The organism is Hydrogenophaga sp., assembly GCF_041913525.1.
In the GTDB taxonomy this organism is placed as follows: Bacteria; Pseudomonadota; Gammaproteobacteria; order Burkholderiales; family Burkholderiaceae_C; genus Hydrogenophaga.
The window spans coordinates 349,575-361,555 of record NZ_JAYSFD010000001.1; the positions used below are offsets into that span (position 1 = coordinate 349,575).

Genomic DNA, 11,981 nt, shown 5'->3' on the forward strand with positions numbered 1-11,981 from the left:
GTCAGGCCAGCCAGGTGCTGCCGTGCTCGGGCACGAGGGCTTGCCAGCGCAGTTCGGTTTCGATGCGGTGGCGCAGCCGGTCAGAGGCCTCCATGTCGCCGTGCGTGACGAGCACGCGGCGCGGGGCCGAGGGCAGGGCTTTCAGCCAGGCCATGAGCTGGTTGCTGTCGGCGTGGGCCGAGGCCGAGGTGAGCTGCACCACCTCGGCGCGCACCGGCATGTCTTGGCCGTGGATGCGCAGGCTGGGGTGGCCGGCGGCCAGGGTGGCGCCGCGCGTGCCCGGGGCCTGGTAGCCGGTGAGCACCACCATGTTGCGGTGGTCGCCCAGGTGCTGGGCCAGGTGGTGCAGCACACGCCCGCCGGTGGCCATGCCGCTGGCGGCCAGGATCACCTTCGGGCCGTGCTGGCGCGCGATGGCTTTTGACTCTTCCACGCTGCGCACCATGCGCGCCACGTGGCCGATGTCGCGGCATTGCCCGGCGTTGAGCCGGTGCTCACCGAGGTGCTGGCAGAACAGCTCGGTGCTCTCGATGGCCATAGGGCTGTCCAGGTACACCGGCAAACCGTGGGGCAACTGGCCCGAGGCCTTGAGTTGGTGAATGGCGAACAGAATTTCCTGGGCACGCCCCACGGCGAACACCGGCACCACCGCCGTGCCGCCGCGCGCGGCCGCACGGGCCAGGGCCGGGCCCAGTTCGGCCACCACGTCTTCCTGCGGGTGGTTGCGGTCGCCGTAGGTGGATTCGCAGATCACCACGTCGGCCGCGGGCGGCGGGTCGGGTGGCAGCATGAGCACGTCGTCGGGGCGGCCCAGGTCGCCCGAGAACAGCAGGCGTCGGCCGCCCACCTCCAGCAGCAGGCTGGCCGCGCCCAGGATGTGGCCGGCGCTGCTGAAGCGCGCGTGCCAGCCGCGCAAGGGCTCGAAGGCCTCGCGCATGGGTACGGTGCGAAACAGCTTCAGGCTCTTGAGCGCGTCTTCCTCGGTGTAGAGCGGCAAGGCCGGGGCGTGCTTGCTGAAGCCCTTCCGGTTGGCGAAGGCGGCGTCTTCTTCTTGAATATGGCCGCTGTCGGGCAAGAGGATCTGCGCCAGGTCGCGCGTGGCCGGCGTGGCCCACACCTTGCCGTGAAAGCCCTCTCGGTGCAGCAGCGGCAGGTAGCCGCTGTGGTCCAGGTGGGCGTGCGTGAGCAGCACGGCGCCAATGCGGTTGGGCAGCACCGGCAGCGGGTCGCGGTTGCGCAGGCGAAGTTGTTTGTAGCCCTGGAACAGCCCGCAGTCGACCAGCAGGCTCTGGCCGTCGTGTTCGATCAGGTACTTGGAGCCGGTCACGGTGCCGGCCCCTCCCAGAAAGCGGATGTGGACACTCATGGGGGCATCTTAGCCCCGTGAGCCGAGCCGCTGGCTTGCGTTGGTGTCAGGCCAGCGCGGCGTCCAGCATGAGCATGAACACAAAGCCTGCGAGCAGCGTGACCGAGGCCCAGCCCTCGAAGCCATTGCGGTGCGTCTCGGGAATGATCTCGTGGCTGATGACGAACAGCATGGCGCCCGCGGCCAGCGCCAGGCCCACGGGGTAGAGCAGCGGCAGGCTGCCCAGCACCGCCACGCCCAGGATGGCGCCCAGCGGTTCGGCCAGGCCGGTGAGGGCGGCCACCCCCCAGCTCTGGGCTGCGCTGCGGCCCAGGCTGCGCAGGGCCATGGCCACGATCAGCCCCTCGGGCATGTTCTGCAGACCGATGGCCAGCGCCACCGAGGCGCCAGCCGCCGCGGCGTCGGGCGTGTCGGCGCCGCCCGCGTAGGCCGCGCCCACGGCCAGGCCTTCGGGCACGTTGTGAATGAGGATGGCCAGCACCATCATGGCCGCGCGCTGGGTGGCCGGATGGGCGGATTGCCAGTACTGGGCGTGGCCCTGGGCAGCGGGCGGCAACACGGCGTGCTCGTGGGGCAGCAGGCGATCGATGCCCAGCATCAGGCCCATGCCCAGGGCCAGGCCGACGGCGGTCAGGCCGCTGGCACCCACCCCACGCCCCAGCAGCGCGGCACCGGCGTCCAGCGCGGGCAGCAACAAGGCGAACAGGGCAGCCGCCAACATCACGCCCGCCGCAAAGGACAGCAAGGCCGACTCTTGCCGTTTGGTCACGCGCTGCACCACGAACACGGGCAGGGCGCCCACGGCGGTCGCCAGGGCTGCCAGCAGCGAGGCCTGCAGACCGGCCACCATGGCGCTGCTGGCGCCGGCGGTGTCCCACCAGGCGCGGGTGGGCGCCCAGAAGGTTGAGGCCGCCGCGATGCCCGCCATCACCAGCAAACCGGCAGCCAACGCCAGCAACGCCTGCCGCCAGGCGTGGGGCGGCACCTCCAGGTCGAAGGGGCTGAGCTGGTCCCAGACGGGGCGAACGCGGCGGATGAGGGCGGTCATGGCAGGCTTCTGGTGAGGGGAAGCCTGTATTTTGCGAAAACTATCTGGTTTTTGTGTTCAATAGTTTTTATGGCGCTGATTTACCCAGTCCAGATGCCGCGCCACCAATGAAAAAGGCGGGCCATCGCCCGCCTCTGCCTGCCCGCCTTCTCTCACGAGAAGAAGGCCTTGGCCTTCTCAAACCAGCCCTTGTCGTTGGGGCTGTGCTTATGGCCGCCTTTTTTGAAGGACTCGTCCAGTTCCTTGAGCAGCTTGCGCTGGTGCTCGGTGAGCTTGACCGGGGTCTCCACCACCACGTGGCAGTACAGGTCGCCGGGGTAGCTGGAGCGCACGCCCTTCACGCCCTTGCCGCGCAGGCGGAAGGTTTTGCCGCTCTGGGTGCCTTCGGGCAGGTCGATGGTGGCCTTGCCTTGCAGGGTGGGCACGTCGATCTCGCCGCCCAGGGCGGCGGTGGTCATGCTCACCGGCACCTGGCAATGCAGGTCGTCGCCGTCGCGCTCAAAGATGTCGTGCTTGCGCAGGCGGATCTCGATGTACAGGTCGCCCGCGGGGCCGCCGTTCTGGCCGGGTTCGCCGTTGCCGCTGGAGCGGATGCGCTGGCCATCGTCGATGCCGGCGGGAATCTTGATCTCCAGCGTCTTCTGCTTCTTGATCTTGCCCTGGCCGTGGCAGCTGGTGCAGGGCTCGGGAATGACCTTGCCCTTGCCCTGGCAGGTGGGGCAGGTCTGCTGCACGCTGAAGAAGCCCTGGCGCATCTGCACTGCGCCCTGGCCGTGGCAGGTGCCGCAGGTCTTGGCGCTGGTGCCCGGCTTGGCGCCGGTGCCGCCGCAGGTGTCGCAGTCTTCCCACGAGGGAATGCGGATCTGCGTTTCCTTGCCGTGGGCCGCTTCTTCCAGCGTGATCTCCATGGCGTAGGACAGGTCGGCACCGCGGTACACCTGGCGGCCGCCGCGCTGGCCGCGCTGGCCACCGAAGATGTCGCCAAAGATGTCGCCGAAGGCGTCGGAGAAACCACCGAAGCCTTCAGCGCCCGGGCCACCGCGCATGTTCGGGTCCACGCCGGCGTGGCCGTACTGGTCGTAGGCGGCTTTCTTTTGCGGGTCCGACAGCATCTCGTAGGCTTCCTTGACCTCCTTGAATTTCTCTTCGGCGGTCTTGGCGGCGTCACCCTGGTTGCGGTCGGGGTGGTACTTCATCGCGAGCTTGCGATAAGCCTTTTTGATTTCGTCGTCCGAGGCGTTCTTGGGAACCCCCAGCACTTCGTAAAAGTCGCGTTTGGACATGGTCTCGTGCGGTTCTGTTGGAGCACAAACGCCGCGCCGGGCAAGCCCGGGCGCGGCGTGGCGATGGGCGGCCCGGCGGGCGGCGATCAGCCTTTCTTGACTTCCTTCACCTCGGCGTCGACCACGTCGTCGTCAGCGGCCTTGGACGAACCGGCGTTGCCGGCGTCGGCGGCACCCGCAGCGGCTTGCTGCTCGGCCTGCTGAGCGGCGTAGACCTTCTCGCCCAGCTTCTGGCTGGCGGTCATCAGGGCCTCGGTCTTGGCGTCGATCTCGGCCTTGTCTTCGCCCTTGGCGGCTTCTTCCACGGCCTTGAGTGCGTCTTCGATGGCGGTCTTCTCGGCGGCGTCGAGCTTGTCGCCGTGCTCGCCCAGGCTCTTCTTCACGCTGTGCACCATGGCCTCGGCCTGGTTGCGGGCTTGCACCAGCTCGACCTTCTTCTTGTCTTCGGCGGCGTTGAGCTCGGCGTCCTTCACCATCTGCTGGATCTCGTCTTCCGACAGGCCCGAGTTCGCCTTGATGGTGATCTTGTTTTCCTTGCCGGTGCCCTTGTCCTTGGCGCCCACGTGCAGGATGCCGTTGGCGTCGATGTCGAAGGTCACTTCAATCTGGGGCATGCCACGCGGTGCGGCGGGAATGCCTTCCAGGTTGAACTCGCCCAGCAGCTTGTTGCCCGCGGCGATTTCGCGCTCGCCCTGGAACACCTTGATGGTCACGGCCGGCTGGTTGTCCTCGGCGGTGGAGAACACCTGCGAGAACTTGGTCGGGATGGTGGTGTTCTTGGCGATCATCTTGGTCATGACGCCGCCCATGGTCTCGATGCCCAGCGACAGCGGGGTCACGTCGAGCAGCAGCACGTCCTTGCGGTCACCCGACAGCACCTGGCCCTGGATGGCGGCACCCACGGCCACGGCTTCGTCGGGGTTCACGTCCTTGCGGGGGTCTTTGCCGAAGAACTCCTTCACCTTTTCCTGCACCTTGGGCATGCGGGTCATGCCGCCGACCAGGATGACGTCGTGGATGTCACCCACGCTCACGCCGGCGTCCTTGATGGCGGTGCGGCAGGGGGCGATGGTGCGCTCGATCAGCTCTTCCACCAGGGCCTCGAGCTTGGCGCGCGTGAGCTTGATGTTCAGGTGCTTGGGGCCCGACGCGTCGGCCGTGATGTAGGGCAGGTTGATGTCGGTGGCGGCCGAGCTGGACAGCTCGATCTTGGCCTTCTCGGCGGCTTCCTTCAGGCGCTGCAGGGCCAGCACGTCCTTGGACAGGTCAACGCCCTGTTCCTTTTTGAACTCGCCAATGATGTAGTCGATGATGCGCTGGTCGAAGTCTTCACCGCCCAGGAAGGTGTCGCCGTTGGTGGACAGCACCTCGAACTGCTTCTCGCCATCGACATCGGCGATTTCGATGATGGACACGTCGAACGTGCCGCCGCCCAGGTCGTACACGGCGATCTTGCGGTCGCCCTTCTCCTGCTTGTCCAGGCCAAAGGCCAGGGCCGCGGCGGTGGGCTCGTTGATGATGCGCTTGACTTCCAGGCCGGCGATGCGGCCGGCGTCTTTGGTGGCCTGGCGCTGGGCGTCATTGAAGTAGGCCGGCACGGTGATCACGGCCTCGGTCACGGGCTCGCCCAGGTAGTCCTCGGCGGTTTTCTTCATCTTGCGCAGGATGTCGGCCGACACTTGCTGGGCCGAGATCTTCTTGCCGCGCACTTCCACCCAGGCGTCGCCGTTGTCGGCGGCCACGATGGAGTAGGGCATCAGGTCAATGTCCTTCTGCACTTCCTTTTCGGTGAACTTGCGGCCGATCAGGCGTTTGATGGCGAACAGCGTGTTCTTGGGGTTGGTCACGGCCTGGCGCTTGGCGGAAGCGCCAACCAGCACTTCGCCGTCTTCCTGGTAGGCCACGATCGACGGCGTGGTGCGCGCACCTTCCGAGTTCTCGATCACCTTGGTGGTGTTGCCTTCCATGATGGACACGCAAGAGTTGGTGGTGCCCAGGTCAATGCCGATGATGCGTCCCATGTTGTTGCTCCGTTTGCGAAAGATGAATGGTGGAAAAGATTGTGAGAAAGGTGTGGATAACTGGTGGGCATTTCAAGCCCTCGGCGCCTCAAATCATTTGGGGGCGGCCACGGTGACCAGGGCCGCGCGCAGCACGCGATCGGCGATCAGGTAGCCCTTTTGCAGCACCGTGACGACGGTGTTGGGTTCCTGATCGGCCGGCACCATGCTGATGGCCTGGTGCTGGTTGGGGTCGAACTTGGCGCCAGCGGCCGGGGCGATGGCCACCACCTTGTGGCGTTCCAGCGCGCTCTTGAGTTGCTTGAGCGTGGCCTCGGAGCCTTCGCGCAACTGCTCGCGCGTGGCTTCCTGAATGGCCAGGCCGGCCTCGAAGCTGTCGAGCACCGGCAGCAGGCTTTCGGCAAAACTTTCCACGGCGAACTTGCGCGCCTTGCTCATTTCTTCTTCGGCGCGGCGGCGCACGTTCTCGGCCTCGGCCTTGGCGCGCAGGAACTGCTCGGCCAGGTCGGCGTTCTGGGCCTTGAGGGTGCTCAGTTCCTGCTGCAGGGCCGCCATGGCATCGGCCTCGTTGGCTGCCGCCGCGGCCTCGGCCTCTTCGGGGCTCATCGGGGCTTGGTTCTCGGGCGTCAGGCGGTTGTCTTGCGCAGGGGTCTGGCTCATGGCGTTGGCGGTTAGAGATCGGAAAAAACAGGTGCCAGCCGCTGGTGAGCGGGTGGCGCTGGCCGGCATCTGGGGCCGGTACAAGGCATTTCAAGAGGCCCTGTTGGCGACAGGGCCAAAGAAGGCGGCGGGGCAGAATCGCGCTTTTTCGCCAGCCGACCACATGAAGCTCTTTCGCCATGGGCCTGCCGGGGCCGAACAGCCCGGTCTGATCGATGCCAACGGCATCTTGCGCGATCTCACCGGGGTGGTGGCCGACATTGGCCCGGCCACGCTGGGGCCCGATTCTATGGCCCGTCTGGCTGGGCTCGACACCGCAGCCCTGCCCGTGGTGCCCGCCGACCGGCGCCTGGGCCCCTGCGTGGGCGGGGTGGGCAATGTGGTGGCCATCGGCCTGAACTACGCCGACCACGCGGCCGAGGCGGGGCTGAAGCCGCCTTCGCAGCCCATCGTGTTCAACAAGCACACCGGCTCGATCAGCGGGCCGCACGATGACGTGTGGCTGCCCCCCGGCGCCGCCAAGCTGGATTGGGAGGTGGAGCTGGGCATCGTGATTGGGCAGCGGGCTTTTCACGTGAGCGAGGCGCACGCCCTGTCGCATGTGGCGGGCTACTGCCTGGTGAACGACGTGTCCGAACGCGCTTATCAGATGGAGCTGGAGGGCCAGTGGGTGAAGGGCAAGAGCTACCCCACGCACTGCCCGATCGGCCCCTGGCTGGTCACGCCCGACGAGTTGGGCGACCCACAGGCCGTTGACCTCTGGCTTGACGTGAACGGCGTGCGCCGCCAGACGGGCAACACCCGCACCATGATTTTTGGCGTGGCCACCATCGTGAGCTACCTCAGCCGCTTCATGGTGCTGCAACCCGGCGACGTGATTCCCACCGGCACGCCGCCCGGCGTGGGCATGGGCCACAAGCCTCCGCTCTATTTGAAAGCGGGCGATGTGGTCACCCTGGGTGGGCGTGGCCTGGGCGAGCAGCGCCAGCGGGTGGTGGACAGCCCGGCGCGCTGAACGCGCGGGATCACTCGGGGGGGCGAGGGCGGCGCATGGACCAGCGTGAGGCAAACAGGCGCACGTCGCCCAGGCGCCGCGCCAGGTCGGCCCCCTGCGGGGTGAGCCTGTACCCCGTGCCGCAGTGGTCCACCAGCTCGGCGGCGCGCAGCTCTTTGATGCGGGTGTTCAAGGTGTTGGGGGTGACGCCGCCCACGCTGTCCTGCAGCAGCCGAAATGTCTGGGGGTGGCCATCGCTCAGGGCCCAGATGACGCGCATGGCGTAGCGCGATTCCAGCAGATCAAAAAGGCGGGCGGTGGCTTCAGTGTCCTTGGCCATGGACTGTCTCCTGCGGTGGCCTGTGCCGGCCACTCCCGTTGCACTATAGGCCGCCCGCTGCGGCGCTACCAGATTGCTAGCTTGGTTGCGCCGCAACAATGTGGCGCAAAGGAAATGGCGGGGGATTTCCCCGATTGCCGTGGTTCGAATTGCGAACCCGAACAGCCTTTGCCTACCACCCCGCCGGTGGGGGTTCCATACAATTCCGGCATAGCTGAAAGTTCGGTATGGGTCTGGCACGGGGTGTCATCGGCATGCAAAGTGCCGGTCTTTCGACTTTCCCCGTCGGCAGACGGTTGGCGCGCCCGTGGGTCGCTCGACCGAACGCCGTCTTTCTCGGAGACCCCCATGTCCTTTTTTAATCGCCGTGCCGCCGTGGCGGCGCTCGGGATGGCCGCTGCCCTGAGCTTCTCGGGCCATGCCTTTGCCCAGACCGTGACCCTGCGCCTGCACCAGTTCCTGCCGCAGCAGGCCCCCGCCGCCGCCATGGGCCTGATCCCCTGGGCACAGAAGGTGGAGAAAGAGTCTGGCGGTCGCATCAAGGTCCAGATGTTCCACGCCATGGCCCTGGGCGGCGCTCCTGCCCAGTTGTTTGACCAGGCCCGCGACGGCGTGGTGGACCTGAGCTGGACCGTGCTGGGCTACACCCCCGGCCGCTTCAACAAGACCGAAGTGTTCGAGCTGCCCTTCATGGGCGGCCTGGCCGAGCAGTCGTCGGCCGCGCTGCAGGAGTACGTGGAGAAGTACGCCGCCGACGAGTTCAAGGACGTGAAGCTCATCGCGGTGCACACCCATGGCCCGGGCCTGTTCCACTCCAAGGAGCCGATCGCCAAGCTGGAAGACCTCAAGGGCAAGAAGATTCGCGGTGGTTCGCGCATCATCAGCTCGATGCTGGGCAAGCTGGGCGCCACGCCGGTGGGTATGCCGGTGCCGGCCGTGACCGAGGCCCTGAACAAGGGCGTGATCAGCGGCACCACCATTCCCTGGGAAGTGACGCCGTCGCTGAAGATTGCCGAGCTGGTGAAGAACCACACCACCTTCTCTGGCACCGAGGGCCTGTTCACCCAGACCTTTGGCTTCGTGATGAACAAGGCCGCCTACGACAAGCTGCCGCCCGACCTGAAGAAGGTGATCGACAACAACTCGGGCGTGCAGACCGCCGCCATGTTCGGCCGTGCGCTGGACGAGGGCGACAACATTGGCCGAGGCATTGCCCAGAAGGCCGGTAACAATATCGTCGCTCTTGACGCGGCCGAAACCGCACGCTGGCGCAAAGCCGCTGCCGTGGTGGAGGCCGACTGGGTCAAGGAAGTGGGTCGCAAGGGCATCGACGGCGCCAAGCTGGTGGCCGAGGCCCGCGCCCTGATCAAGAAGCATCAGCGCTGATTCCGCTCGCGAATCAACGCCGGAGCCCATGACCGAACGCCGGTTTTCCCCTCACCCGGGGAGAATCGGCTTCTCTTTATCCGGGGTGATACCTTGAAATTTCTTTCTTTCCTGGCCAAGGCCTGCGCCATTCTGGCGGGCCTGCTGCTGACGGTGATCACGCTGATCACCTGCGCGAGCCTCATCGGCCGCAACACCACGGGTACCACGCTGCTGGGCGACTACGAGTTGACCGCCGTGGCCGCCGGCGCGGCCGTGGCCCTGTTCATGCCCTGGTGCCAGTTGCGCCGCGAGAACATCATCGTGGACTTCTTCACCACCAAGTTCTCCGACAGCTTCAACGCCAAGCTCGACCGCGTGGGCTCGCTGGTGCTGGGCCTGGCCATGTTCGCCATCTGCTGGCGCACCGGTATTGGTGGCATGAGTGCGTACGAGTCGCAGACCACCACCATGATGCTGGGCTTCCCCGAGTGGGTGGTGTATGCGGCCATGGTGCCGCCCTTGTTCCTCACGGGTTTGATTGCGCTGGCTCAGACCTTCTTCGGCAATTTTTCGGAGCAGTCGCAATGAGTTCCTTGTCCATGGCGGGGTTCATCTTCGCCTCCATGCTGGTGCTGATGGCGATCCGCGTGCCGATCGCCATTTCCATGTTCGCCGCCGGTTGCGTCGGCTATGTGATGCAGGTGGGCCTGCCGCCTTTCCTGAACAACCTCAACGGCATTGCGTACGCGCGCTTCGCCAGCTATGACCTGTCGGTCATTCCGCTGTTCATCCTGATGGGCAACTTCGCCACCCAGGGCGGCATTTCCAAAGCGCTGTTCGACTTTGCCAGCGTGGTCATGGCCCGCTTCAAGGGCGGTCTGGCCATGGCCGCAGTGATGGCCAGCGCGGCCTTTGGCGCCATCTGCGGCTCGTCGGTGGCCACGGCCGCCACCATCACGCAAGTGGCCCTGCCCGAGATGAAGCGCCACGGTTATTCGGGGCGCCTGTCCACCGGCACGCTGGCCGCGGGCGGCACGCTGGGCATCTTGATTCCGCCCTCGGTGCCGCTGGTGATCTACGCCATCCTGACCGAGCAGAACATCGCCAAGCTGTTCGCCGCGGCCACCATCCCCGGCATCATCGCCATGACGGGCTACATGATCGCCATCGCGATCTACGTGCGCGTGGTCCCCGGCCAGGCGCCCGAGACGGACGACGAGCACCGTCGCCTGACCTGGCGCGCGGTGATGGCCATCGCCCCCATCGCGGCGGTGTTCATCGTGGTGTTCGGTGGCATCTACGGCGGCCTGTTCACCCCCACCGAAGGGGCTGGCGTGGGCGCAGCCGCCACCTTTGTGGCAGCGGTGCTCAAGCGCGAGCTGACGGTGAAGAAGGTGATGAACTGCTTCCTCTCCACCGCATCGAGCAGCGCCATGATCTTCCTGATCTTCATTGGCGCCGACATGATGAACGCGTCGCTGGCGCTCACCCAGGTGCCCGCGCAACTGGCCGAGCTGATCAAGGGCCTGGACGTGGCGCCGGTGCTCATCGTCACTGGCATCCTGCTGTTCTACGTGGTGCTGGGCGCGGTGATGGACGAGATGTCCATGATCCTGCTGACCATCCCGATCTTCTTCCCGGTGATCATGGGCCTGGACTTCGGCATGCCTGCCGAGTCGGTGGCGATCTGGTTCGGCATCATGGTGCTCATGACCGTGGGCTTTGGCCTGCTGGCGCCGCCTGTGGGCCTGAACGTGTACGTGGTCAACGGCATGGCCAAGGACGTGCCGATTGGCGAGAGCTACAAGGGAGTGCTGCCTTTCCTGGCCAGCGACGTGGTGCGCACCACCTTGCTGCTGTTGTTCCCGTCCATCTCGCTCTGGCTTGTCCAGTATGTGGGCTGATGCAGGACTTCATCGCCGTCGCCTGATGGGTGCCAGCGCGGCCGCGCTGGCGCTGGCTGGCCTGCCCTGGCAGGCCCGGGCACAAACCTTTCCAGCCAAGGCGCTGCGCATCGTGGTGCCATTCGCCGCGGGTGGTGTGGGCGACCTCACCGCCCGCATCGTGGCAGCGCGCCTGGCCACGCAGATGGGCCAGTCGGTGGTGATCGACAACCGCCCCGGTGCCGGCGGCGTGGTGGCCGCCGACGCGGTGGCCCGTGCCGAGCCCGACGGCCACACCCTGTTCCTGATGTCCAACGGCACGGCCGTGACGGCCGGCCTGTTCAACAAGCTGCCCTTTGACACGGTGAAGGACTTCACCCCGGTGTCCACGCTGGGCTTTTTTGACATCGTGGTGCTCTCGCACCCCGAGGCACCTTTTAAGACCCTGGCCGATGTGGTGGCCTACGCCAAGGCGCACCCGGGCAAGCTCAACATCGGCAGCATCAACATTGGCAGCACGCAGAACCTGGCGGCCGAGCTGTTCAAGAGCAGCGCTGACATCGAGGCGCAGGTGATTCCCTTCAACGGCACGCCCAACCTGATCGGCGCCTTGCGCGGCCGCCAGGTGGACGTGGGCGTGGAAATCCTGGCCCCGGCGCTGGCCCAGGTCAGGGGCGGCGCCTTGCGCGCGCTGGCCGTGGCCGGCGAGAAGCGCTCGGTGGTGCTGCCCGATCTGCCCACCGCCCAAGAGCAGGGCGTGGCCGGTTTCGTGGCCTCGTCGTGGAACGCGTTGGCGGTGCCGGCCAAGACGCCGCGCCCGGTGGTGGAGCGCCTGCAGCGCGAGATTGCCGCCGCGCTGGGCGATGCCGAGGTGCGCAAGAAGCTGCGCGACCTCAACATCGACGCCCGCGCCAGCACGCCCGAGCAGGCCTCGGCCCTGCTGGTGGGCGACATCCGACGCTGGGGCGCCGTGATCGAGCGCGCCGGCATTCCCAAGCAATAAACGCATGGAGGGCAG

General features: G+C 66.6%; 11 protein-coding genes. 5 read left to right on the forward strand and 6 right to left on the reverse strand.

Annotation, left to right across the window (positions count from 1 at the left end):
* Window position 1 precedes the first annotated feature (1 nt).
* The 5 genes from ACE3RQ_RS01715 to grpE all read right to left on the reverse strand — a co-directional run bounded on the left by ACE3RQ_RS01715 (window position 2) and on the right by grpE (window position 6,378).
* Window positions 2-1,366, reverse strand: coding sequence for an MBL fold metallo-hydrolase (locus tag ACE3RQ_RS01715; RefSeq protein WP_374519280.1), 1,365 nt, complete (start codon window positions 1,364-1,366; stop codon window positions 2-4).
* A 46-nt stretch (window positions 1,367-1,412) separates the two neighbouring features.
* On the reverse strand, window positions 1,413-2,414 hold the full coding sequence (locus ACE3RQ_RS01720) for a ZIP family metal transporter (RefSeq protein ID WP_374519282.1): 1,002 nt from the start codon (window positions 2,412-2,414) through the stop codon (window positions 1,413-1,415).
* A 152-nt stretch (window positions 2,415-2,566) separates the two neighbouring features.
* Window positions 2,567-3,697, reverse strand: a complete 1,131-nt coding sequence (gene dnaJ / locus ACE3RQ_RS01725; protein WP_374519284.1) for a molecular chaperone DnaJ — start codon at window positions 3,695-3,697, stop codon at window positions 2,567-2,569.
* An 86-nt stretch (window positions 3,698-3,783) separates the two neighbouring features.
* Window positions 3,784-5,718 (reverse strand): molecular chaperone DnaK, encoded by a 1,935-nt coding sequence (gene dnaK, locus ACE3RQ_RS01730; RefSeq protein WP_374519286.1) that lies wholly within the window; start codon window positions 5,716-5,718, stop codon window positions 3,784-3,786.
* 93 nt (window positions 5,719-5,811) lie between these two features.
* Window positions 5,812-6,378: a nucleotide exchange factor GrpE gene (grpE, locus tag ACE3RQ_RS01735; RefSeq protein ID WP_374519288.1), complete on the reverse strand. Its 567-nt coding sequence runs from the start codon at window positions 6,376-6,378 to the stop codon at window positions 5,812-5,814.
* A 163-nt stretch (window positions 6,379-6,541) separates the two neighbouring features.
* Between grpE and ACE3RQ_RS01740 the strand changes: the two genes are divergently transcribed.
* Complete coding sequence (locus ACE3RQ_RS01740) at window positions 6,542-7,393, forward strand: fumarylacetoacetate hydrolase family protein (protein ID WP_374519290.1); 852 nt, start codon at window positions 6,542-6,544, stop codon at window positions 7,391-7,393.
* A gap of 10 nt (window positions 7,394-7,403) precedes the next feature.
* On the opposite strand, the gene ACE3RQ_RS01745 is transcribed toward ACE3RQ_RS01740, so the two are convergent.
* The gene (locus ACE3RQ_RS01745) at window positions 7,404-7,712 is read right to left on the reverse strand and encodes a winged helix-turn-helix transcriptional regulator (protein WP_374519291.1); all 309 of its coding nucleotides are present in this window, start codon (window positions 7,710-7,712) and stop codon (window positions 7,404-7,406) included.
* Window positions 7,713-8,060: 348 nt separating this feature from the next.
* Here ACE3RQ_RS01745 and ACE3RQ_RS01750 point away from each other — a divergent pair, with 348 nt between their 5' ends.
* The 4 genes from ACE3RQ_RS01750 to ACE3RQ_RS01765 all read left to right on the forward strand — a co-directional run bounded on the left by ACE3RQ_RS01750 (window position 8,061) and on the right by ACE3RQ_RS01765 (window position 11,966).
* Entirely contained in the window at window positions 8,061-9,098 is a 1,038-nt protein-coding gene (locus tag ACE3RQ_RS01750) for a TRAP transporter substrate-binding protein (RefSeq protein ID WP_374519293.1), read from the forward strand.
* 93 nt (window positions 9,099-9,191) lie between these two features.
* Window positions 9,192-9,668 (forward strand): TRAP transporter small permease, encoded by a 477-nt coding sequence (locus tag ACE3RQ_RS01755; protein ID WP_374519295.1) that lies wholly within the window; start codon window positions 9,192-9,194, stop codon window positions 9,666-9,668.
* Window positions 9,665-10,984, forward strand: a complete 1,320-nt coding sequence (locus ACE3RQ_RS01760; protein ID WP_374519297.1) for a TRAP transporter large permease — start codon at window positions 9,665-9,667, stop codon at window positions 10,982-10,984. The genes ACE3RQ_RS01755 and ACE3RQ_RS01760 overlap by 4 nt, the downstream gene beginning before the upstream one ends.
* Window positions 10,985-11,009: 25 nt before the next feature.
* Window positions 11,010-11,966 (forward strand): tripartite tricarboxylate transporter substrate-binding protein, encoded by a 957-nt coding sequence (locus tag ACE3RQ_RS01765; RefSeq protein ID WP_374519299.1) that lies wholly within the window; start codon window positions 11,010-11,012, stop codon window positions 11,964-11,966.
* Window positions 11,967-11,981: the final 15 nt, after the last annotated feature.

Bases quoted from the DNA above. Each gene is read 5' to 3' on its own strand.
- ACE3RQ_RS01715 (WP_374519280.1), bottom strand. From the start codon at position 1,366: ATGAGTGTCCACATCCGCTTTCTGGGAGGGGCCGGCACCGTGACCGGC.
- ACE3RQ_RS01720 (WP_374519282.1), bottom strand. From the start codon at position 2,414: ATGACCGCCCTCATCCGCCGCGTTCGCCCCGTCTGGGACCAGCTCAGC.
- dnaJ (WP_374519284.1), bottom strand. From the start codon at position 3,697: ATGTCCAAACGCGACTTTTACGAAGTGCTGGGGGTTCCCAAGAACGCC.
- dnaK (WP_374519286.1), bottom strand. From the start codon at position 5,718: ATGGGACGCATCATCGGCATTGACCTGGGCACCACCAACTCTTGCGTG.
- grpE (WP_374519288.1), bottom strand. From the start codon at position 6,378: ATGAGCCAGACCCCTGCGCAAGACAACCGCCTGACGCCCGAGAACCAA.
- ACE3RQ_RS01740 (WP_374519290.1), top strand. From the start codon at position 6,542: ATGAAGCTCTTTCGCCATGGGCCTGCCGGGGCCGAACAGCCCGGTCTG.
- ACE3RQ_RS01745 (WP_374519291.1), bottom strand. From the start codon at position 7,712: ATGGCCAAGGACACTGAAGCCACCGCCCGCCTTTTTGATCTGCTGGAA.
- ACE3RQ_RS01750 (WP_374519293.1), top strand. From the start codon at position 8,061: ATGTCCTTTTTTAATCGCCGTGCCGCCGTGGCGGCGCTCGGGATGGCC.
- ACE3RQ_RS01760 (WP_374519297.1), top strand. From the start codon at position 9,665: ATGAGTTCCTTGTCCATGGCGGGGTTCATCTTCGCCTCCATGCTGGTG.
- ACE3RQ_RS01765 (WP_374519299.1), top strand. From the start codon at position 11,010: ATGGGTGCCAGCGCGGCCGCGCTGGCGCTGGCTGGCCTGCCCTGGCAG.